Source organism: Skermania piniformis (genome assembly GCF_019285775.1).
In the GTDB taxonomy this organism is placed as follows: Bacteria; Actinomycetota; Actinomycetes; order Mycobacteriales; family Mycobacteriaceae; genus Skermania; species Skermania pinensis.
This window is the reverse complement of the sequence record NZ_CP079105.1, coordinates 3,234,204-3,256,020: the sequence shown is the minus strand read 5'-3', so window position 1 is coordinate 3,256,020 and position 21,817 is coordinate 3,234,204. Positions and strand designations below refer to the sequence as shown.

The following is a 21,817-nucleotide window of genomic DNA, read 5'->3' as shown; positions in this document are numbered from 1 at the left end:
CTAGACTCGCCGGATGATCGCCAGCCGAACCGGACCGGTGCTGGTCGTCGACTACGGCGCCCAGTATGCCCAGCTGATCGCGCGCCGGGTGCGCGAGGCCAAGGTGTATTCCGAGGTGGTACCCCACACCCTCGGAGTCGCCGAGATCGCGGCTCGCCGGCCGGCCGCGATCGTGCTGTCCGGCGGCCCGGCCAGCGTGTACACCGCCGGCGCGCCGACGCTGGACGCGCGGTTGTTCGAGCTGGGGGTGCCGGTGTTCGGCATCTGCTACGGCTTTCAGTTGATCGCCCAAGCGCTGGGGGGCCGGGTAACGCAGACCGGCACTCGGGAGTACGGCCGGACCGGGCTGACCGTGGTCGGCGGCGAGCTGCACGACGGGTTGCCCGATCGTCAGCCGGTGTGGATGAGCCACGGTGACGCCGTGACGGCCGCGCCGCCCGGGTTCACCTTGACCGGCACGACGGCCGGTGCGCCGGTGGCGGCGTTCGAGGACCGGGGGCGGCGGATCGCCGGCGTGCAGTATCACCCGGAGGTTCTGCACTCGCCGCACGGCCAGCAGGTGCTCTCGCGATTCCTGCACGAGTTCGCCGGGTTGCCGCCGGTGTGGACCCCGGCGAATATCGCCGAACAGCTCGTCGGTGGGGTTCGCGACCGGATCGGAGCGGGCCGGGCGATCTGCGGACTGTCCGGCGGGGTGGATTCCGCGGTCGCGGCCGCGCTGGTGCAACGCGCCATCGGTGATCGGCTGACCTGTGTATTCGTCGATCACGGTCTGCTGCGGCAGGGCGAACGCGAGCAGGTACAGCAGGATTTCGTCGCGGCCACCGGGGCGAAGCTGGTCACGGTGGATGCGGTGCAGACCTTCGTCACCGAGCTGGCCGGGGTGTCCGACCCGGAGGAGAAACGCAAGATCATCGGCCGTGAGTTCATCCGGTCGTTCGAGTCGGCGGTCGCCGACCTGGCCGACGGTGGGGTCGATTTCCTGGTGCAGGGCACGCTGTACCCCGATGTCGTCGAATCCGGCGGGGGCACCGGCACCGCGAACATCAAGAGCCACCACAATGTCGGCGGGTTGCCCGACGACCTGGAGTTCCAGCTGGTCGAACCGCTGCGCTTGCTGTTCAAGGACGAGGTGCGCGCGGTGGGCCGGGAACTGGGCCTGCCGGAAGAGATCGTCGGCCGGCAACCGTTCCCCGGTCCGGGCCTGGCCATCCGGATCGTCGGCGAGGTCACTCCGGATCGGCTGGCCACGTTGCGGCGAGCGGACGCGATCGCCCGCGAGGAGCTCACCGCCGCCGGCCTCGATCAACAGATCTGGCAGTGTCCGGTGGTGTTGTTGGCCGACGTCCGTAGCGTCGGCGTGCAGGGCGACGGCCGGACCTACGGCCACCCGATCGTGCTGCGACCGGTATCCAGCGAGGACGCGATGACCGCGGACTGGTCCCGGCTGCCCTACGACGTTCTCGAACGGATATCGACCCGGATCACCAACGAGGTTGCGGAGGTGAACCGGGTCGTACTCGACGTGACCAGCAAGCCACCGGGCACCATCGAATGGGAGTAACTCAGGTTCCCTTCGGCGTTCGGAGCAGGATCACGCCGATCGCGATCGCGGCGCCGACCAACACCCAGCCGAACGGGAACGCCCCCACGCCGTGCCAGGTGTCGGGTCCGACCAGCGCTGCCGACCCCAGGCCCAGGGCGAGCAGTCCGGACAGCAGGAGCAGCAAAGACGGGCGCCGGCGGGTCGCCGGACGGTGCGGATCAGCCACGACGCACCTCCACCGCGCCGAATCGGCCGGCCACGTTCAGCGTCAGAGTGCCGGTGGACGACCCGCCCTCGGCGTCGTCCGCGCTGCACTCGCCGGGGGAGATATCGCAGTTCACCCGCACTTTCGTCGTGTCCGGTAACCACACCTGGATGCCGCCGAACCGAACGTCCAGAGCGACGGTGCGATCGGCGGTCAGGTTGACCGACCGCAGGTCGAGCCGGCCGCCCCCGCCCTCGATCGCATAGCTCGATTGCAGCTCACCGAGCGCCGCCGGCCGCCACTCCCGGCTGCCGTCGAACGACACCGGTCCGACCGCGGATGCCAGCACGACGAACCCGGCCAACGGCACGGCGACCAGCAGCAGTCCGTGGCCACGCCGGCGGAACGCACCGTGCACCAGGCCGATACCGACTACGACAAGAGCGACGGCGGCGATCCGCGCCGGCGTGAACCAGGTAACCCCGGCGATGGCCAGGCCGGTCGCGATCGCGCCCGCGATGATCGTCAGGCCGAGGATGATCGGGGTCAGCCGGCTGCGCGGTCGGGTGACCGGGACCGGCAGTGGCGGTGGTGGTGTCGGGTCCGGCAGGTCCCAGGCGAACGGGGCGACGCCGAGCGGATCCCAGGCCGGCGGCGCCGGGGTAGTGGGCGCCGAGGTAGCCGGCTCGGCCGGCGGCGAGTGGTCGGCAGCCGGCTCGGCCGGTTGCTGCTTCGTCAGCGAGACCCGTGGCGATGCCGCCGTCGGCGGTCCGGTCGGGCGATCCGGTGCCGCGGGATCCGGGCGGTACTCGTCGGGTAGTCGGCTGTAGGCACTGTAGGTCGGGTGCGAGGCACTGTAGGTCGGGTGCGTTGCCGGCCCGGCCGGGGCCGCGAACCGATCGGCTCCCGGGACAGCGCCGTACTGCCGGCCGGGCGGGCCGAAGTATCCGGGCGAGTATCCGGGCACCGGTTGCGCGCCGCCGGGTCCACCCGGCGGCCGGGGGTTGCGTTGGTAGAGCAGCCACCAGCCGCCCAACAGCAGGACCGTGCCGATCAGCCCGGATCCCTTGCTCAGCGGTCCGGTGCAGAACAAGGAGACCAGGAACGCGACCGTGAGCACGATGCTGCGGGTGCGCGACTCCGAGCTGAAGCCGCGGCCGGCCAGCGCTTCGATCGCCGACGCGGAGTCCCCGATCCGGGGGAAGCACAGCCAGGCGCCGAGGTACAGCACCAGCCCGGCGCCGCCGAAGATGGTGGCGACGACGAAGGCGACGCGGACCAGCACCGGGTCGATGCCGTACCGGTACCCGATACCGGCGGCGACCCCGGCGATCGGCGCGCGGTCGGGCAGCCGGATCGGCCGAGTTCGCCACAGGTTGTGCAGCTGATCGGAAAAGCGTGTCGTGGTCATGGCTCCCATGGTGGGGTCGGCGCAGGTTCCGGCACATCCGGGGGAACCCTGAAGTTCGGTGTCGGGGGAGACCGGCTCAGGGCAAACCCCGATGTCGTCGGAGTGGTCGACGTGCCACCATCGAGAAGTGCCTCCCGTGCCTGCCCAGGTGCCGAAACCCGATCGGTTGGTCCGCCGCTCGGGCGGTCGGATCGTGGCCGGGGTTGCCGGCGGCGTTGCCGACCAGCTCGGCGTCGATCCGTTTCAGGTGCGGGTCGCCTTCGTGTTGCTCGCCCTGCTCGGCGGCGCCGGTTTCGTCGCCTACGGGCTGCTGTGGGTGTTCGCGCCGAGTGGGTCCGACACCACCGCTGCGGATCCGGCGGAGCGCCGCCGGGCAGCCGGGCTGGCGATGCTCGGCGTGGGCATGGTCGGTGGCCTCACTCCGTGGTTGCTGACCGGCAGCGTTGCCCAGATTCTGTTCCCGCTCCTTGTGGTCGCGCTCGGCGCGGCGCTGGTCTGGCGGGAGTTCGACGCGGGTGGTCCGCGCTCGATGCTCGGGATGCCCGGTCGGCCCACCCGGCTCACCTGGGTCCGGATCGTCGGTGGTGCGACGTTGATCGTGGTCGGGCTGGGTGTGGTCGTGCTGGCCCGCATCGATCTGAACTCGCTCGGCCCGGCGTTGCTCGCGGTGGCGGCGGCGCTGATCGGTGCGGCATTGCTCACGATCCCGCTCTGGCTGCGCATGTTGCGTGCGCTGAACGAGGAGCGCATGGCGCGGATTCGGACCGACGAACGGGACAAGATCGCCTCCCACCTGCACGACTCGGTGCTGCAGACATTGGCGTTGATCCAGCGCCAGGCAGATCGGCCGAGCGAGGTGCTCCGGCTGGCGCGCAGTCAGGAGCGTGAGCTGCGTACCTGGCTGTTCGGCGAGCCCGAGCGCACCCCCGCCGGCAGTCTCGCGACCGCGCTGCGCGCGATCGCGGGCGAGGTGGAGGATCAGTACGGCATCGAGGTGACCCCGGTGATCGTCGGTGACGTCCGGATCGCCGACGGACCTGATTCGGCCGGACTGGCGCTGGAGCCGTTCACCGCACTTCTCGGCGCCACTCGGGAATCTCTGGTCAATGCGGCCAAGCACGCCGAGGTGGACAAGGTGGATTTGTTCGCCGAGGCGGAGCCGGAGCAGGTGGAGATCTACGTGCGGGATCGGGGCGTCGGGTTCGATGTGGCCGCGGTGTCCGGCGATCGGCACGGGCTGTCCCGCTCGATCCGTGATCGGGTCGAACGCCGGGGCGGAACGGTGTCGATCCGGTCCGGCTCGGATCGCGGTACCGAGGTGCACCTGCGCATGCCACGCACGGTGTCGGCGCTCGACCGGCCGGTGCCGGAGCAGGCCCGGTGACCACACCGATCGGCGTCTTTCTGGTGGACGACCATGCGGCGTTCCGCGCCGGCGTGCGGGCCGAACTGACCGGGGCCGGCGACATCGCGGTGGTGGGTGAGGCCGGTGCCGTGGCCGAGGCGATCGCCGGAATCGATCGGGTGCGGCCGGACGTGGTGCTGCTCGACGTGCACATGCCCGGCGGTGGTGGCGTCCGGGTGCTGCACGGCATCGCCGCCGGCCCGGTCTGCCTGGCCCTGAGCGTCTCGGATGCCGCCGAAGACGTGATCGCGGTGATTCGTGCCGGCGCCCGTGGCTACGTTACCAAGACCATTTCAGGGCCGGACCTGGCCGATGGAATCCGCCGGGTGGCGAGCGGGGACGCGGTGTTCTCACCTCGGTTGGCCGGCTTCGTGCTCGACTCGTTCACCGGCCGCTCGCCGGTTCCGGAACCGGCGCTGGACCCGGAGTTGGACTCGCTGACACCGCGGGAGCTGGAGGTGCTGCGGTTGCTCGCACGCGGCTACACCTATCGGGAGATTGCCGAGGATCTGTTCATCTCGGTGAAAACGGTGGAGACGCACGCCTCGAACGTGCTGCGCAAAACTCAGCAGTCGAACCGGAACGCGCTCACCCGGTGGGCGCACCGCCGCCGGATCGAGTGAACGGCCACCCGGCTGGACGGCCGGGTCCTGCTAGAGCGCGACCACCACCGCGATCAGCACGATCAGCGCTGCCAGCAGGACGAACCAAGCGATGCCCGGCGACAACGAACGCGGCAGTCGGGGAAGCTGGACGGCCGGTTTCGTGCTGGGTGTCGGGAACTCGGGTCGTTGCACCGGCCGAGGATGCAGGACCGACGACGGCAGACTTCCGGTCGCCGAGCCGGGCCCGGCTGCCAGCCGGGCGCCGGCCGACCGCGCCGCCCACAGCGGCGGCCCGCCGTCGGTGGACCGGATCGGCGTGCCGAGCAAGGCGTTGGCCCGGCGGCCGGGACCCAGCACGACCGCGGCCAGCGCGTCGCGGGCCTGCACCATCGTGGGGCGTGCGGTCGGGTCGGGCGAGAGCATCTGCAGCAGCACGGTGGTCAGTGGTCCGCTGCTGCGCGGCGGGATGATCCGCCCGCCGGCGACCCGGCTGAGCAGCGCCGACGAGTCGGGATCCAGGCCGAACGGTGGCTGCCCTTCGATTGCGGTGTAGAGGGTGGCGCCGAGCGAGTAGACATCGCTGGCCTGGTTGGGCGGGGCGCCACGCGCTACTTCCGGGGCGAGATAGGCGACCGTCCCGGTGACGTAACCGTCTTCGTCGTCGGGCAGCTCACCGCTGAGTTGGGCGATACCGAAATCGCTGATCTTGGCCAGGCCGAGCTCTGCTCCCCGGTCGGCGACCAGGATGTTGCCCGGCTTGATGTCGCGATGGACGACATCGGCCCGGTGGGCGGCCGCGAGCGCGTCGGCGATCTGGGCACCGATCTGCGCTACCTCGAACGGCGGCAGGGTCTCGACCGTGCGGAGCGCCTGCGCGACGCTGCGTGACGGATGATGTTCCATCACCAGCCACGGCTCGGTGTCGAGTGCGACGTCGTACACTGCGACGGCGTGATCATGCGACAGCCGGGCGGCGATCCGACCTTCGCGCACCACCTGCTGGCGGACCACCCGAGCGTGCTCTTCATCCAGCCCGGCCGCTGCGGTGATCTGTTTGACGGCGACATCGCGCTCGAGCAACCGGTCGTAGGCCAGCCAGACCGCACCCATTCCGCCCCCGCCCAGCCGGGACCGCAGTCGATACCGCCCGGCCACCAGGTAGTCGGGGCCGACCGCGGGTCCGGGGCGAGCTGCCACCGCACGAGCGTACGGCAGGTGCCCGACGAATCCGGCATGGTGCCGCGCCACGCCCGGGAATAGCCGGCAATGGCGTCGAATACAGTCTTCCGGATGGGCGTGGCTGCTGGCGTTTCGTTGCGCACCGGGGCGATCGAGCAGGTCACGCCACGTGACGCCGAGCTTCTGTGGCTGTCCCGGCGGATGCCGACCGACCAGTTCCTGCTGTTCGGCTTCGACGGGCCCGGCCCCGACCGGACGGCGCTGCCGGCGTTCGTTGCCGACCGGGTCGCGGGTGTCGGCGACCTCCGGTTGCGGCTCGCCGAGGTGCCCGGCGGACTCGACTACCCGTACTGGGTGCCCCGGATCGCCCCGGCGGTCGACGTGCTCGAACACGAACTTGCGCCGCCGAGCTGGCCGACGCTCCTGGCGATGGTGGGCGGATTGTTGGCGAGCCGGGTGGATCCCCGGTCGGTGCCGTGGCGACTCCACGTTTTCCGAGAAGTTGCCGGGGTGCCCGAGTGCGTCGGCCCGGCCACGGTCGTCGTGCTGCAGATAACGCATGCGCTGGCCGATGGCCGGCGCGCGAGTGCGATAGCGCGCGCCCTTTTCGGCCCGCCGGGCGCCGCTGCCCGGCTGCCTCGGGCGCCGTCTCGGCCACGGATGGCAGCTCGTGCTGCGGTGCGGACGCCGGCGCGGCAGCTCGCGACCATTGCGCTGGGTGTGCAGGCGCTGCGTGCCTACCGCCGGTTCGGCGAGCCGGCGGCCGCGGTCGACGCACCGCTGTCCCCGCTGAACCGGCCCACGTCGGACCCGGCGCACATCGCGGCGACGATCGTCTGTCCGGTCGCGGCGTTGCGCGTGCCCGGGTGCACGGTCACCACCACGGTGCTGGCGGCAGTCGGCCCGATACTGCAGGAATGCTGGCCGGCACACTCGCAGTGGGCTGCGGAGGTCACGGTCGCGGCTCGCGTGCCCGGTCCCGCGCGCAACAACTTCCGCAACGTCGGGATCGATCTGCGGATCGACGAGCTCGATGCCGGTCGGCGGCGGCAGGCGATCGGCTCGGCACTGCGGGCTGCGGCGCAGCCGCCGGAGCATCCGTTGCGTCGGGCACAGCAGCGGGTGCGCCGTGTGTTGCCCGCCCCGGTATTACGCCGCGAGGTCGCGGCGTACCCGCTCGACCAGGTTCCCCCGACGGTCACCGGCAACACGGTGGTCTCCAGCGTGCACCGCGGTCCGGCCGACCTGCGACTCGGGGCGGCGCCGGTCCGGTTCACCGCCGGATTTCCCGCGTTGTCGCCGGTGATGGGCCTCACCCACGGCATCTACGGGCTCGGCGACACGGTCGCCGTCGGATTGCACGCGCGGGCGGGGCTGGTGGATCTGGAGTGGTATGCCGACCGGCTGCGCGCGACGCTGCTCGGCGCCCGCTGACCCCACCCGATCGGCGGGTGCCCGGTCCGCGCGACCGGTCGATCATGGCAAGTATCGTGAGTTCCGCCGGTTGATGGCAGGTGAGAGTGAGGAATCGATCCAGATGACCGATACTGTCGATCGGCCGGGGCCGATCCTGGCTCCGGGGAAGCGGATCGACCCTGCCGAGTTCGGTGAGCGGTTCTTCGTGCGGGCGGTGACACAGGAGCGCATCGAGGCCGGCCTCGCCGACCTGGCCGGCAAAGGAACGAAGATCGGTCCGTTTGCCATCGGTCCGCTCGGCATGGCCTCGGTAGTCGCCGAAGGTGCCGTGGGTACCCCGCGGATCACCCGGATGCAGCCCAACGTCGCCTACGACGTGACCGTGCCCGCTGCCCTCGGTGTGGTGGTCACCTTGGGCGGACAGAAACTCGGGCTCGAGGTCGGCCTGGAGATCGACCTGGAACTGCATGCCCGCGCCGCCGATCCGCTGCTGGTCGTGATCGATGTGCCGCGGGTGAGCCCGCGCGACGTGCGGCTGATCGTGCGCGCCGAAGCGATCGGGTCCGCGTTCGACTGGATCATCGAGCCGATCGGCAAGGTGGTGCGGGCCGAGGTTGCCGCGCGGGTGAACGCGATGGTGCACGAACCGGGGTCGCTGCGCGGCCGGGTGTTCGACATCGCGGCGCGGATCGACGACCTCCCCGACGACGGCCCGGTCGGTACCGACTTCACCTGGATCAGCTACGGCGAGTTCGGCCACAACTTCTTCGAGCACGCGGTCACCCGCGCTCGGGTCGAGGCCGGGGTAGCCGACATCGGCGGTCGCACGATCGACATCGGACCGATGAAAGCCGGGCCGCGAGACATCGCCACGGTAACCGCGAACGGGCAGGTCGGGACGCCGGAGGTGCGCGATCGCGATGGTGCCGACATCGCGTTCGACCTGTACATACCGGTGTCCCTGGAGCTGGTCGTAGCCGTCGGCTCGGGGCATCGTTACGCCGCGGAGATCGGCATTCCGATCGTGCTGACCGTGCACGCCGCCGACCCGTTGCTGATCGTGATCGACATCGCTGCCCCGGACGCCGACGGGGTTTCGCTCGACCTCGATGCGCAGGGCACCCGCGCGTCGCTGGTCGGGTTCATCGGTGGGGTGAAGACGCAGATTCGCGAGCAGGTTGCCGAGGTCGTCCGGCTCGAGGTCGGCGACCCGCCGGTTCGGGTGATCGATATCGGGGACCGGATCGACCTCGCCTGAACCGGGGTCGGACACGAGATGGTCGCGCCGATCGAGACGTACCGCCGGGAACTGCCCGGGGGGATCGAGTTGAGCTGCCGGGCGGCGGGTACCCGCGGTCGCCCGCTGATGATGTTCCTGCACGGCTTCCCCGAGGCCGCGTTCGTCTGGGACCCGTTCCTGCGCCGGTTCGCGGCGGCCGACCACGGCGGATTCCGCTGCGTCGCGCCGAACCTGCGCGGGGTGGAACGTTCCAGCGCCCCGCCCGACGTCGCGGCCTACCGGGTCCACGAGCTGGCCGACGACATCCTCGCGCTGGCCGATACCGAAGCCGACGACGCAACGATCGACACCCTGGTATCGCACGACTGGGGCGGCGCGGTCGGCTGGGCGATCGCCGCGCGCCACCCGGGTCGGGTGCGTCGGTTGGTGATCGTGAACTCGCCCCACCCGGGTACCTTCGCGCGGGAGTTGCGGAACAGCCCGGAGCAGCGTCGGGCCAGTGCGTACATGAACTGGTTGGCAGCGCCCGGGTCGGAGGCGGCCTTGGCCGAGAACGACTACGCGCGGCTGTTCGGCATGCTCGCGATCGAACGCGGCGCGCCGCCGCCGGTCTGGTTGACCGACGCCGTCCGTCAGCAGTACCGCGCGGTCTGGGCGCGTGGCCTCACCGGTGCGGTCAATCTCTATCGAGCCACCACGCTGCGGCCCGATGTCGACTGCGGCGGTCCCGAGCTGCCGCCCGAGCGGTTCCGGGTCGAGGTTCCGACGTCGGTGATCTGGGGTATGGACGACGTCGCGCTGTTGCCCGGATTGTTGGCCGGCCTCGACGAGTACGTGCCGCAGCTCACCGTCCGGCGGGTTCCCGACGCGAGCCACTGGATCGTGCATGAGCGGCCCGATCTGGTGGCCGCCGAAATCGAGCGCTTCCGCGCCCGCTGAATCGGACGATTCCGAGCCCGCTGAATCGAACGATTCCGAGCCCACTGACCCACGCCGGCACATCGCCGCGAACCCGTGTGAAGATTGTGACTGGCGTGACAGATGTGATTGTGGTGGTATGTGTGATCAAGGCTGCCGGTCACGACGAGCGGGGTGGGTGCGATGCGTTTTTCCCGACGAGAGCTGCTCCGCGGCGCCGCCGGCACGGTCGCGCTCGGGATGACCGCGTGGGCGGTGCCGCGACCGCCGGTGGCCGCGGCGAAGCCCGACCTCGGCACGATCATCGACTACTCCCGCGGAGTACCGGCCGCCACGGCGATTGCCGAGGCGGGCTACACGGGGGTGATCCGATACGTGTCCGACCGCCGCCCCGGCGCGGAATGGATGCTGGGCAAGCCACTGAAATCCGACGAGGTCGCGGCGCTGCGCGAGGCCGACCTGGAGATCGTTTCCTGTTACCAGTTCGGTAAGGGCCCGACGGCGGACTGGCGTGCGGGTCGGGAGGCCGGTCGCAAGCACGCCACTCGGGGGCTGGAGCTGCACCGTGCGGCCGGCGGTCCGGACAACACCCCGATCTACGCCTCGATCGACGACAACCCGTCCGACGCCGAGCTTGCCGAGTCGGTCGCACCGTATATCGCCGGCTGGGTGGATGTGTTGGGCGCCGACCGGACCGGGGTCTACGCGAACTCGCCGACCATCGACCATCTGCTCGAGCAGAAGCTGGGCACGTGGTTCTGGCAACACGACTGGGGTACGCCGGACGGCTACGTCCACCCCAAGGCGCACCTGCACCAGTTCGAGATCGACCAGCGTGACCTGGACGGGGTCAGAATCGATCGGAACAAGATCCTCCAGGCCGACTACGGCCAGTGGTCGCTTGCCTGATCGGATCTCGCGGTCGAGAACGGCTCAGGCGACGGTGAACATGCCGACGGTAGGCAGAAAGCTGCAGGTCCGCGGGCCGTCCTGGGCCGCCGTGGTCAACGAGCCGGAGATCACCGCGACGACGCGACCACTGCCCGTGTCGGCGATCGCCGACAGGGTCGAGGGGCCGTCCGGATTGATCTTCGCGGCATCGGTGAGCGGCTGCGTGGCGGTCCGTCGATTGTCGAGGTTCAGCCAGGTCACGGTCATCGGCTCGGCCTGCTGGGGCGCCGGCCGCGCCGTGCCCAGCGCGGTGAAGACGAATCCGGCCTGGCCGACGCCGGGGCCGGGTGGGGGCAGCTGCGCCGGGCCGGGCACGGCGAGCGCGGTGCCGACCGAATCCGCGGTCGCCGAGATGCAGCCTCTGCCGATCGACGGGTAGAGGAACTGTGCAATCGCCGGTCCGTCCTGCGGCAGTGCAGGTCCGCCACCGCCGCTGCCGTCCAGGAAAGCCACGACAGCGGTCAAGATGGTCTTGATCTGTGGGGGGAGATTCCCGGCCTCCAGGAGCTGGCGCACCTGGCCGAGCAGCGCATCCTGCGGGCGGGCCGCATCGTGCAGCGGCAGGTCGGCCGGGCCGATGGCGGCACCGATGATCGCCGGCGCGAGGACGGCCAGGGCGCCGACCGGATCGCCGGGGGACAATGCCGGCGTGCCCGGCAACGCGGGCGTGGTTGCGGGGTCGAACGGCAGTCCGGGGATGATCGCCGTCTCCATCGGCGCCGCGGTCGCCAGCGTTGGGGCGGTCACCGCACAGGCGACTGCTGCCATCGCAACGAGCGCACGGCGTGTTCGTCGGCTCCTCAGCACTGCAACCATCCTTCGACTCGCGAGACGCCGGAAGCCCCGTCGGCCGACGTCCGGCGACCACTGTATGTATCACGCTGTCGACTTGTACAGCCGAAATCGACGCTCGGCGCGTCCTGCGCGGTGTTCAGGATCGTCCCGGGAATCGTCGAAGCCGGACGTGACCAGGTGCTATCGCAGGTTAGTCCCGGTCGGCCGGCGGTGCGGCCAACTCCGCGCCGCGTGTCGCCGCGAACGGCGACCGGGTGGCTCGGTCGGGGCCGTCGGTTAGGCTCGTCACGCCCGCCCGAATCCGCTCGGTCGCGTGCTCGTCCGAACATCAGTCGCCGGAAGGTCACCGCCACGTTGCCCGATCAGCTCGGAGCCCGTCCGGCGGGGCGGATGCCGAGGCTGTCGTCGCGGTACGCGTTGCCGGCCGGGTGGGCGCTGTTGGCTGCCTCGATTCTGGGCCGGCTGCTCTGGGTCTGGTTGTTGCCGAACGGGCTGAATCTGGTCGACCTGCGGGTCTATGCCGACGGCTCGGCCGCGCTGGCCACCGGCGATCTGTACGACTACACCTACTCGGCGCAGACTCCCGATTTCGCCTTGCCGTTCACCTACCCACCGTTCGCCGCGCTGGTCTTCTACCCGCTACATCTGGTGCCGTTCCGGGTGCTCGGGGTCGTCTGGCTGATCGCGACGATCGCCGCGCTCTATGCGGTGATCCGGATCAGCCTCACCTTGATGCTCGGCGCAGCGGCCGGCGCGGCGCGATGGCGTGCGGTGGCCGCGATGACCACCGCGGTGGCGATCTGGTGTGAGCCGGTCCGCACGACCTTGGACTACGGCCAGGTCAACGTATTTCTGGTGCTCGCCGCGATGCTCGCCGTGCGCAGTTCGCGTTGGTGGGTGTCGGGAGCGCTGGTCGGCGTCGTCGCCGGGATCAAGCTCACCCCGGCGATCGCCGGGGTCTACTTCGCTGCGCGCCGACGATGGGCCACGGTGGGCGCTGCCGCTGCGGTGTTCGCCGGGACGATCGGGATCAGCTACCTGGTCGCCGGATCGGCGGCACACCGCTACTTCGGCACCCTGCTCGGTGACGCGTCGCGGATCGGGCCGGTCGGCTCGGTGTGGAATCAGTCACTGCGGGGGGCGTTGAGCCGGATCGTCGGGCACGACGTCGGCACCGGACCGTTGCTGCTGACCGCGGTTGTGCTGGTCGCCGGACTGGCCGTCCTGGCCTGGCGCGCGTTGGCGCCGGACGATCGACTGGGCATGTTGTTGGTGGTGGAGCTGTTCGGGCTGATGGTGTCGCCGATCTCCTGGTCGCATCACTGGGTATGGCTGGTGCCACTGGTGTTGTGGCTGTGCGTCGGCCCGTACCGGGACCGGCCGGGGCGCCGACTCGTCGTGGGCTACTGGCTGGTCGCGGCGGTCGTCGGGATGCCCTGGCTGCTCAGCTTCTGGCAGGAGTCGATCTGGTTGGTGTCCCGGCCGGGCCTGCTCGCCTGGTTCGGTGCGGTGGACGCGATCGGGGTGGTGCTGTTCTACCTGTGGCTGATCGCGCAGTCGCGGCCGCGGCCGCCGGCCGCCACATCGAGTCGGCCGCCGGCGGCCACATGAGTCGCCGGGTCGTGGTTGCGGCGGCCATCGTCGCCGGCAACCGGCTGCTGCTCGGTCGGCGGGGCGACCCGGCCGAGATGGCGGGACGCTGGGAACTTCCGGGCGGGAAGGTACGGCCGGGTGAGGATCCGTCGACTGCGCTGTGTCGCGAGCTGGACGAGGAACTCGGCGTGCAGGCGAGGGTGGGGGACCGGATCGGCGACGACGTCCCGGTCGGCACCGAATACGTGCTGCGCGCCTACCGGGCCGACATCGTTGCGGGGACCCCGGTCGCGCGGGCGCACACCGAGTTGCGCTGGGTCGACGCGGCGGAGCTGGCCGCGGTCGATCTGTTGGATGCCGATCGGGTCTGGCTGACCGACCTGCGCGCGTTGCTCGGCTGAGCCGGTCGGCGGCGGCAGTGCGCGGTTCGTCGGCCGGTACGCTGTCGGTGCCCTGCGTCCGAGCACGAGCCGGCGGCCGAGCAGATCGGGCGACCGGGAAGATCAGGAGACCGCCAGCGTGTCCAGCACGTCGTTCCGCAATGTCGCCATCGTGGCGCACGTCGATCACGGCAAGACCACGCTGGTCGACGCGATGCTCCGGCAATCCGGCGCGTTCGCCGAACGGTCCGAGCCGGTCGACCGAGTGCTCGATTCCGGCGACCTGGAGCGGGAAAAAGGCATCACGATCCTGGCGAAGAACACCGCGGTGCACCGGCACCACCCGGACGGCAGCGTGACGGTGATCAACGTGATCGACACCCCCGGTCACGCCGATTTCGGTGGCGAGGTGGAGCGCGGGCTGTCCATGGTCGACGGCGTGGTGCTGCTGGTCGACGCATCCGAAGGACCGCTGCCGCAAACCCGGTTCGTCCTGCGTAAGGCGCTGGCCGCGTCGCTGCCGGTGATTCTGGTGGTGAACAAGACCGACCGGCCCGACGCGCGGATCGCCGAGGTGGTCGAGGAGTCGCACGACCTGCTGCTGGACCTGGCGTCCGACCTCGACGACGAGGCCGCCGAAGCTGCCGAACTCGCGTTGGACCTGCCGGTGCTCTACGCGTCGGGCCGAGCCGGCAAGGCGTCGCGGGAACAGCCGGCCAACGGCGTGGAGCCGGCCGCGGACAATCTCGATGCGCTGTTCGAGGTGCTGCTGGAATCGGTGCCGGACCCGGCGGACAAGGGCGCCGACCCGGCGGCGCCGCTACGCGCCCATGTGACCAACCTGGACGCCTCGGCGTTCCTGGGCCGGCTCGCGCTGGTCCGGATCTACGGCGGCACGCTGCGCAAAGGACAGAACGTCGCGTGGATGCACGGCGACGGAATCAAACAGGTCAAGATCACCGAGCTGCTGCGGACGATCGGGGTGGAACGCAACCCGGCCGACGAAGCGGTCGCCGGCGACATCGTCGCCGTGGCCGGGATCGGCGACATCATGATCGGTGACACCCTGGCCGATCCCGAGCATCCGGTCGCGCTGCCGCGGATCACCGTCGACGAGCCGGCCATCTCGGTCACGATCGGAATCAACACCTCGCCGCTGGCCGGCCGGAACGGCGGGACCAAGCTGACCGCCCGCCTGGTGAAGGCGCGGCTGGACCAGGAGCTGGTCGGCAACGTCTCGCTGCGGGTACTCGACACCGACCGGCCGGATGCCTGGGAGGTGCAGGGGCGCGGCGAGCTGGCGCTGGCGATCCTGGTGGAGACGATGCGGCGGGAGGGTTTCGAGCTGACCGTCGGCAAGCCACAGGTGGTCACCCGGATGGTCGACGGCAAGGTGCACGAGCCGTACGAGGAGCTCACCGTCGACATCCCGGAGGAGCACCTCGGTGCGGTGACCCAGCTGCTGGCGACCCGCAAGGGCAAGCTGGTGCAGCTGGTCAATCACGGTTCCGGCTGGGTCCGGATGGAGTTCATCGTGCCGTCTCGCGGCTTGATCGGCTTCCGCACCGACTTTCTCACCGACACCCGGGGTACCGGTATCTCGAATGCGGTGTTCCACGGATACGGGCCGTGGGCGGGTGAGATCCGGGCTCGGCACACCGGTTCGTTGGTGTCCGACCGGTCCGGGGCGGTGACCCCGTACGCGATGATCCAGCTGGCCGACCGGGGCACGTTCTTCGTCGAACCGGGGGCGGCCACCTACGAGGGCATGGTGGTCGGGATCAATCCGCGTGCCGAGGACCTGGATATCAACGTGACCCGGGAGAAGAAGCTGACCAACATGCGCAGCTCCACCGGCGACGTGCTGGAAACGCTGGCCCGGCCGCTGGTCCTGGATCTGGAAGGGGCGCTGGAGTTCTGCGCGGTCGACGAGTGCGTCGAGGTCGGCCCGGGCGTGGTTCGGGTCCGCAAGGTGATTCTGGATTCGACCGAGCGCGGCCGCGCGCGGTCACGGGCGAAGCAGCGGGACCGCGCGGTGCACTAGGTCGCAGGTTGCGCTGCATCGACCGGAAGCGGCTTCTTACGCCAGCGTGAAAACGACGCTATCTTTGTGCGAGAAGTTCATTCTCGCAAGGTGGTCGCATGCACGTTCTCGATCGGCTGTACGGCCGGCCGGCCGGCGCTGCCGTCCGCGCACAGTGGGTGAGTCTGTGGACCGGGCCGCCGGCTGCCGTGATTCTGCTGGTCGCTGCCCTGGCCTTTCCGGGTTTCCGGCCGCCGATGTCGCCGAACCTCTCGGCGGCGGCGGTTGCCGCGTTCTACGCCGAGCACACCGCCGGAATCCGGTTCAGCCAGGTGACCTTCAACCTGTGCGGCATTCTGGTGCTGCCGTTCTTCATGGTGATCGTGGTCCAGATGAAGCGGATGCAGAATCAGAGCCAGGCTCTGGCCTACGCGTACCTGACCGCGGTGGTCAGCGGGGCCACGATCTTCGCCTTGTCGAACATCTTCTTCCTGGTAGCAGCGTTTCGGCCGGAGCGTGATCCCGATCTGATCATGCTGCTCAACGACCTGGCCTGGATCGTGCTGATCGCCCCGATAGGCATGGTGGTCAGCCAGTTCGTGCTGTTGGCGACAGCGGTATACCTCGACGACCCCGCAGACCCGGTGTTCCCCCGCTGGGTCGGTCATCTCTCGATACTGACCGCGGTGGCAATGATCCCGGCGGCCGGTGCGGCGGTGTTTCGGTCCGGCCCGCTCGCCTGGGACGGCGTGCTGTCGTTCTGGGTGCGCAACGGTGCGTTCGTCGCGTTCCTGGTGGTGATGTTCTTCGTCCTGCGGCGCACGATCCTGCGGGAGGCCACCGACCTCGAATCGGCAGCCGGATGAATACCCTGGCACCCGAACGCCCGGCGCCGGGTCGGCCGGATCGGGACGCGATGGTCGACGTCCGGTTGCTGACCTGGTTCTTCCCCGCCTGGTACACCGTGTTCGGCGTGATCATCTGCCTGCTCACCCGGGTCACGCCGCCACCGCGGCCGGACGTGACCGCCGCCGAGAAGGTGGCGTTCTTCACCGAGCACGCAACGACGATCCGGATCGGGTTCTGCCTGCTGCTCGTCCTGCTGGGCGGCGCGGCGATGACCAACGGTCTGGTCGTCTATCAGATGACGCGGATGTCGGTCGGCTCGGTGTTCGCCTACGGCTACCTCGGCGGCATGGCGGTGGGCGCCCTACCGGGCTTTCTGTTGGTCGCGACGTGCTTCCTGACCGCGACGTTTCGGCTCGATCGCGATCCCGAGCTGACCGGTCTGCTCTACGACCTGGGCATGTTGTCCTACAACGGCTCGCTCGGTTGTTTCAGTGCCGCCTACCTGGTGCTGGCGCTGGCGATCCTCTACGACAAGCACGAGATCTTTCCGCGCTGGTTCGCCTACGTGACGATCTGGCAGATCGTCACCGAGGTGATCGCGACCCAGATGTTCGTCTTCGACGCCGGCCCGTTCGCGTGGAACGGCTCGATCGCGTTCTGGTTGGCGGTGGTGGTGTTCGTGGTGTGGATTGGCGCGCTGATCGTCCTGTTGCGCGGAGCCATGCTGCGGCAGGAGGTGGATCGCGCGACATGAGCGAAATCAGCGTCGCACGTCGCGCGGAACCACCGGCACCGAGCGGTCGGCTGCCGGGGGACGGCCATATCTGGGTCATGGTGCTCGGCGACCTGATCATCTTCGGTGGCTACTTCGTCGTGTTCATGCTTTACCGGTCGTGGAATCCGGCGGAGTTCCGGCAGGCGCAGCAGCATCTCGACCTGCGGCTCGGCCTGGTGAACACGATCGTCTTGTTGACCAGTTCCTGGTTCGTCGTTCGCGCAGTGCTGGCCGTCCGGCACGGGCAGCCGGCGCGTGCGGTGCAGTGGATCCGCGCCGCTGCGGCAGCCGGGCTGATCTTCGCGGTGCTCGAAGGCAGCCAGTGGTACGTCGAGATTCGGGCCGGGCACACCAATTCCGACCTGTTCTTCGCGTTCTACTACGTGCTGACCGGCGTACACCTGCTGCACGTCCTGATCGGCTTGATCGCGTTCGGCGTGTTGGTGCGAGAGCTGCGCGATCCCCGGCGGCGGCGGGACTCGGTAGTGGAGTCCGGCGCGGTCTACTGGCACATGGTCGACCTGCTCTGGGTGATCATCTTCGCCCTGCTCTACGTGCTGAGGTAGCCATGACCGTTCCGTATCCGGTCGTCCGGCAGCTGACCCCGACGGCAACCGCGACCCTGGTGTGGCTGGTGCTGGTAGGGCTCACCGTCGGTTCGTGCTGGCTCGCGCCGGACGGCGGCGTGATCCTGCTCTTGGCGGCGATCAAATCGCGGCTGATCATCCACTATTTCATGGCCGTTCGGGTTGCCCCTCGGTGGTTGGCCTGGGCCACCGACGCCTGGCTGGTGGCACTGTTCGGCTCGGTTTACGTCCTCTATCTCGCCTCGTAGCGGCACGGGTGCGGCACCTAGTAGGCTGCCCGCCATGCGCGTACCGGTCGGGCGAGCCGTCGTGGCCGCCGCGCTCGCGGTGGCGTTGTCCGGGTGTACCGCCGATCCGCCGCCGCCGATCGAAAGCACCGACAGCCCGCGTACCACCACCCCGACGCCCACCCAGAGCACCGTGGTGGTCGCGATCGACGATGTCGGAACCGGATTCAACCCGCATCTGCTCGCCGACCTGTCGCCGACCAACGCGGCGGTGAGCTCGTTGGTGCTGCCCAGCCCGTTCCGGCCGGTGCCGGATCCCGCTACTCCCGGAGTGGTGAACCGGGTACCCGATACCGGCGTGCTGGTCTCCGCCGACGTCACCGCGCAGCAGCCGTTCACCATCACCTATCGGATTCGCGACGAAGCGCAGTGGTCGGACGGGGCGCCGATCGCGGCCGAGGACTTCCGCTATCTGTGGCGCCAGATGATCACCGAACCCGGGGTGGTCGATCCGGCCGGCTACGAGCTGATCTCCGATGTGGATTCCTCGGGTGGCGGCAAGACGGTGAAAGTGACGATGGCCGCACCGTATCCGGCCTGGCGCGAGCTGTTCAGCGACCTGCTGCCGGCGCATCTGGTGAAGGACACGCCCGGTGGCTTCCGAAGCGGCCTCGCCGAGACCATCCCGGTGTCCGGGTCGCACTTCCGGATCCGGTCGGTCGACCGGGGCCGCGACGAGATCCTGCTGGAACGCAACGACCGGTACTGGGACGCGCCGGCCAAACCGGATCAGATCCTGCTGCGACGCGGTGGTTCGGCCGATCAGTTGGCCGACTCGATCCGCTCCGGCGACACCCAGATCGCGGTCCTGCACGGGGGCAGCGTGGTTCAGGCCCAGCTCGGCATCATCCCCAACGTCCAGGTGAACTCGACCTATCAACCACGAGCGTTGCGGCTTACGGTGAACGGCCGGTTTGCGCCGTTCACCGACGAACGGGTGCGCCGCGCGGTGCTCGCGCTGCTCGACCCGCGGCTGCTCGCGGCGGTGGGCGCCCAGGACACGTTCCAGCCCGAGCCGGCGGCGGCGCAGGTGCTGTCTCCCTCCGACCCCGGTTACCTGCCGACCGAGCCACCCCGGCCGGATACCGCGGCCGCCGCCGCGCTGCTCGGTGAGGTCGGGTATTCCCGCACGCTGGAGCCGTCGCCGTCGACCGGTTCACCGCGGTCGGTGCCGATGCCGTTCGTGCGCGACGCAACCGCGCTGGCGTTCCGGATCGGGGTCGCCGAGGGCGACGACACCGCGATCGCCGTGGCGAATACCGCCGCCGACCAGTTGCGTGGGGCCGGGGTGACCGCCGGCGTGCGGGTGTTGGAGCCGGAAGAGCTGTACGGTCCGGCGTTGCTGACCGGAACGGTCGACGCGGTGGTCGGGTGGGCGGATGCCGGTGGTGATCCGGCGACGGTGCTGGCCTCCCGATACGGCTGTCCGGCGGCGCCGACCCAATCGGCGCAGCCGGCCGGCGGGCCCGAGTCCGACCGGCCGGAGCAATTGGGCCCGTCGAACCTTTCCGGGGTGTGCGACCCGGCCTTGCAGCCGACGATCGATGCCGGCCTACACGGCATCGGTGATGTCGCCGGGACGATCGCCACGCTCGAGCCGCGACTCTGGGATCGGTCCGTGGTGCGGCCGATTCTGCAGGACCAGACGCTGGTCGTGGTCGGGCCGGGGGTATCCGGGGTGGGTATCGGCGGTCCGTTGCCGATGGGCATCTTCGCCGGTGCCGAACGCTGGGCCCGGCAGCCGTGACCCCGCCGGACTCGATCGGTCGACGGCTGCTGTTGGTGCACGCCCACCCCGACGACGAATCGATCACCACCGGCGGCACCATCGCGCACTATGCCCGTCGCGGTGTCGCAGTGACGGTGGTGACCTGCACGCTGGGCGAAGAGGGCGAGGTGATCGGCCCGCGCTGGGCCGGTCTGGCCGCGGGCGCGGCCGACCAGCTGGGCGGCTACCGGATCGGCGAGCTGACCGCGGCGTTGCACCGGCTCGGCGTGGCCGAACCCGTGTTTCTGGGTGGGGCCGGGCGGTGGCGGGATTCCGGCATGGCGGGCACCCCGGCCGCCGATCACCCGCGGGCCTTCGTGAACGCGCCGCCGGCCGCGCCGGTCGCCGCGCTGGTGGAGATCCTGCGCGAGCTGCGCCCGCAGGTGGTGGTCGGTTACGACCCGGTCGGTGGTTACGGGCACCCGGACCACATCCGGGCGCACGAGGTCACCGCCGCCGCGGTCGCGGCGTCCGGCGAGGTGGCGAAGCTGTACTGGACGGTCACCGACCGCGCCGCGCTCGATGCCGCCGCCGCGGTCATGTCGGTCCCGACCGGCTGGCGCCGACCCGATCCGGGGGAGTTGGCCGCGGTGCCCTCGGCAACGGTGACCACCGGGATCGACGTGCGCCCGGTGTTCGCGGCCAAACGCGACGCAATGGCGGCCCATGCCACCCAGCTGCGGGTCGCACGCTCGGGCACCGAGTTCGCGTTGACCAACAACATCGCGCAGCCGATCCTGCCGGTCGAGCACTTCGTGCTGGTCCGGGGCGAGCTCGGGCCGCTCGGCCCGGACGGCCGCGAGGACGACCTGTTCGGTGGACTGGAGTGAGAAGGTTGCTTGTCGGGTTGCTGATCGTCGCGGGTTTTCTCACCGCGATCGGCGAAGTCGCGTATCTGATGTGGTACCTCGGCCCGGTTGCGTTTCCGGTGTCGGCGGTGGCAGCAGCGGTGATCAACGTGCTGCTCGTCCGCGCCGCGCAACCGGTGACGAGTCGCCCCGGGCTGCCCTTGGCGGCCTGGGGGATCGGCTTCGCCGGCTGCCTGTTCACCGGCCCGGGCGGGGACATCCTGCTACCGGTGGCGTGGCAGACACCGTTGTTGCTGGTCGCCGGGGTTGTGCCGGCGGGGATCGCGCTGGCTCGGTGGCGTCGGTCACCGATTGTTTCGTAGCGACTCCGCTGCGGATGTCGCGGGCAGGCCGGCGTTCGTCGCGGCGGCACGCAACACCTGTTCGAGCATGTCCGGGGTGAGTCGACCGGTGAAGGTGTTCTGCTGGCTCACGTGATAGCAGCCGAATACGGTCAGCTCGCCGATGGGGAACCGGACGCCGTGGCCGAACTTCGGCCGCGGCCGGGGCACCGGGTATCCGGCGGCGGTGAGGGTGGCCAGCAACGCCTGCCAGCCGAATCCGCCGAGCACAACGATGCTGCGCAGGGTCGGCGTGAGTAGTTCCAGCTCGCGCTCCAGCCAGGGTCGGCAGTGGTTCCGTTCGGCGGGGGTCGGCTTGTTGTCCGGTGGTGCGCAATGGACGGGTGCGGTGATCCGGGTGCCGAACAGTTCCAACCCGTCGTCGGCTGCGGTCGCGGTGGGTTGGTTGGCGAGTCCGACGGCGTGTAGGGCGGCGTACAGCACATCGCCGGAGCGGTCGCCGGTGAACATCCGGCCGGTCCGGTTGGCGCCGTGCGCGGCCGGCGCCAACCCGACGATCAACAAGCGGGCATCCGCCGGTCCGAAGCCGGGAACCGGCCGGCCCCAATAGGTTTGCTCGCGGTAGGCGGCTCGCTTCTCCTGCGATACCCGCTCGCGCCAGGCCACCAGCCGTGGGCAGGCGCGGCAGTCGACGACCGCGGCGTCGAGCTCGGCGAGGGTGGCGAGTGGCATGC

General features: G+C 70.1%; 22 protein-coding genes. 17 read left to right on the top strand and 5 right to left on the bottom strand.

Annotated features, from left to right (window positions below; genetic code table 11):
- The first annotated feature begins 13 nt into the window (after positions 1-13).
- Complete coding sequence (gene guaA / locus KV203_RS15035) at positions 14-1,564, top strand: glutamine-hydrolyzing GMP synthase (protein WP_066471362.1); 1,551 nt, start codon at positions 14-16, stop codon at positions 1,562-1,564.
- 1 nt (position 1,565) lies between these two features.
- Here the strand turns inward: guaA and KV203_RS15030 are convergent, their stop codons facing one another.
- Together KV203_RS15030 and KV203_RS15025 are read right to left on the bottom strand one after the other, a co-directional pair.
- Positions 1,566-1,772: a hypothetical protein gene (locus tag KV203_RS15030; RefSeq protein ID WP_066471360.1), complete on the bottom strand. Its 207-nt coding sequence runs from the start codon at positions 1,770-1,772 to the stop codon at positions 1,566-1,568.
- On the bottom strand, positions 1,765-3,162 hold the full coding sequence (locus KV203_RS15025) for a PspC domain-containing protein (RefSeq protein WP_066471357.1): 1,398 nt from the start codon (positions 3,160-3,162) through the stop codon (positions 1,765-1,767). Before KV203_RS15025 ends, KV203_RS15030 begins: the two co-directional genes overlap by 8 nt.
- A gap of 127 nt (positions 3,163-3,289) precedes the next feature.
- Here KV203_RS15025 and KV203_RS15020 point away from each other — a divergent pair, with 127 nt between their 5' ends.
- Positions 3,290-4,546: an ATP-binding protein gene (locus tag KV203_RS15020; protein ID WP_066471355.1), complete on the top strand. Its 1,257-nt coding sequence runs from the start codon at positions 3,290-3,292 to the stop codon at positions 4,544-4,546.
- A complete protein-coding gene (locus KV203_RS15015) occupies positions 4,543-5,190 on the top strand; it encodes a LuxR C-terminal-related transcriptional regulator (RefSeq protein WP_066471347.1) in 648 nt (215 codons plus the stop codon). Before KV203_RS15020 ends, KV203_RS15015 begins: the two co-directional genes overlap by 4 nt.
- 30 nt (positions 5,191-5,220) lie before the next feature.
- Here KV203_RS15015 and KV203_RS15010 read toward each other — a convergent pair whose 3' ends face one another.
- Positions 5,221-6,369, bottom strand: a complete 1,149-nt coding sequence (locus KV203_RS15010; RefSeq protein WP_066471489.1) for a serine/threonine-protein kinase — start codon at positions 6,367-6,369, stop codon at positions 5,221-5,223.
- A gap of 93 nt (positions 6,370-6,462) precedes the next feature.
- Between KV203_RS15010 and KV203_RS15005 the strand changes: the two genes are divergently transcribed.
- From KV203_RS15005 to KV203_RS14990, 4 genes are all read left to right on the top strand, one after another.
- The gene (locus KV203_RS15005; RefSeq protein WP_066471343.1) at positions 6,463-7,785 is read left to right on the top strand and encodes a WS/DGAT/MGAT family O-acyltransferase; all 1,323 of its coding nucleotides are present in this window, start codon (positions 6,463-6,465) and stop codon (positions 7,783-7,785) included.
- A 103-nt stretch (positions 7,786-7,888) separates the two neighbouring features.
- The gene (locus KV203_RS15000; RefSeq protein ID WP_157079834.1) at positions 7,889-9,025 is read left to right on the top strand and encodes a hypothetical protein; all 1,137 of its coding nucleotides are present in this window, start codon (positions 7,889-7,891) and stop codon (positions 9,023-9,025) included.
- An 18-nt stretch (positions 9,026-9,043) separates the two neighbouring features.
- Complete coding sequence (locus tag KV203_RS14995; RefSeq protein ID WP_066471333.1) at positions 9,044-9,946, top strand: alpha/beta fold hydrolase; 903 nt, start codon at positions 9,044-9,046, stop codon at positions 9,944-9,946.
- A gap of 162 nt (positions 9,947-10,108) precedes the next feature.
- Positions 10,109-10,834 carry a DUF1906 domain-containing protein gene (locus KV203_RS14990; protein WP_066471487.1) on the top strand — a complete coding sequence of 242 codons (726 nt, stop codon included), beginning with the start codon at positions 10,109-10,111 and terminating at the stop codon, positions 10,832-10,834.
- 24 nt (positions 10,835-10,858) lie between these two features.
- Here the strand turns inward: KV203_RS14990 and KV203_RS14985 are convergent, their stop codons facing one another.
- Positions 10,859-11,644: an Rv1157c family protein gene (locus tag KV203_RS14985; protein ID WP_246600176.1), complete on the bottom strand. Its 786-nt coding sequence runs from the start codon at positions 11,642-11,644 to the stop codon at positions 10,859-10,861.
- Positions 11,645-12,061: 417 nt separating this feature from the next.
- Here KV203_RS14985 and KV203_RS14980 point away from each other — a divergent pair, with 417 nt between their 5' ends.
- The 10 genes from KV203_RS14980 to KV203_RS14935 all read left to right on the top strand — a co-directional run bounded on the left by KV203_RS14980 (position 12,062) and on the right by KV203_RS14935 (position 21,104).
- Positions 12,062-13,282, top strand: coding sequence for a mannosyltransferase (locus KV203_RS14980; protein ID WP_066471329.1), 1,221 nt, complete (start codon positions 12,062-12,064; stop codon positions 13,280-13,282).
- Positions 13,279-13,665 carry a (deoxy)nucleoside triphosphate pyrophosphohydrolase gene (locus KV203_RS14975; RefSeq protein WP_174522061.1) on the top strand — a complete coding sequence of 129 codons (387 nt, stop codon included), beginning with the start codon at positions 13,279-13,281 and terminating at the stop codon, positions 13,663-13,665. The genes KV203_RS14980 and KV203_RS14975 overlap by 4 nt, the downstream gene beginning before the upstream one ends.
- Positions 13,666-13,783: 118 nt before the next feature.
- Positions 13,784-15,688 (top strand): translational GTPase TypA, encoded by a 1,905-nt coding sequence (gene typA, locus KV203_RS14970; RefSeq protein ID WP_066471328.1) that lies wholly within the window; start codon positions 13,784-13,786, stop codon positions 15,686-15,688.
- A 98-nt stretch (positions 15,689-15,786) separates the two neighbouring features.
- On the top strand, positions 15,787-16,533 hold the full coding sequence (locus tag KV203_RS14965; RefSeq protein ID WP_066471326.1) for a hypothetical protein: 747 nt from the start codon (positions 15,787-15,789) through the stop codon (positions 16,531-16,533).
- Positions 16,530-17,270: a hypothetical protein gene (locus KV203_RS14960; RefSeq protein ID WP_066471323.1), complete on the top strand. Its 741-nt coding sequence runs from the start codon at positions 16,530-16,532 to the stop codon at positions 17,268-17,270. Before KV203_RS14965 ends, KV203_RS14960 begins: the two co-directional genes overlap by 4 nt.
- Complete coding sequence (locus KV203_RS14955; protein ID WP_066471321.1) at positions 17,267-17,857, top strand: cytochrome c oxidase subunit 3; 591 nt, start codon at positions 17,267-17,269, stop codon at positions 17,855-17,857. Before KV203_RS14960 ends, KV203_RS14955 begins: the two co-directional genes overlap by 4 nt.
- Before the next feature lie 2 nt (positions 17,858-17,859).
- Positions 17,860-18,126 (top strand): cytochrome C oxidase subunit IV family protein, encoded by a 267-nt coding sequence (locus tag KV203_RS14950; RefSeq protein WP_083530112.1) that lies wholly within the window; start codon positions 17,860-17,862, stop codon positions 18,124-18,126.
- 34 nt (positions 18,127-18,160) lie between these two features.
- Positions 18,161-19,912 (top strand): ABC transporter family substrate-binding protein, encoded by a 1,752-nt coding sequence (locus tag KV203_RS14945; RefSeq protein WP_066471309.1) that lies wholly within the window; start codon positions 18,161-18,163, stop codon positions 19,910-19,912.
- Entirely contained in the window at positions 19,909-20,763 is an 855-nt protein-coding gene (gene mshB / locus KV203_RS14940) for an N-acetyl-1-D-myo-inositol-2-amino-2-deoxy-alpha-D-glucopyranoside deacetylase (protein ID WP_083530111.1), read from the top strand. The genes KV203_RS14945 and mshB overlap by 4 nt, the downstream gene beginning before the upstream one ends.
- The gene (locus KV203_RS14935) at positions 20,760-21,104 is read left to right on the top strand and encodes a hypothetical protein (protein WP_066471306.1); all 345 of its coding nucleotides are present in this window, start codon (positions 20,760-20,762) and stop codon (positions 21,102-21,104) included. Before mshB ends, KV203_RS14935 begins: the two co-directional genes overlap by 4 nt.
- Here KV203_RS14935 and KV203_RS14930 read toward each other — a convergent pair.
- Positions 21,087-21,815, bottom strand: a complete 729-nt coding sequence (locus tag KV203_RS14930) for a uracil-DNA glycosylase (protein ID WP_066471302.1) — start codon at positions 21,813-21,815, stop codon at positions 21,087-21,089. The genes KV203_RS14935 and KV203_RS14930 overlap by 18 nt on opposite strands.
- Positions 21,816-21,817 lie beyond the last annotated feature (2 nt).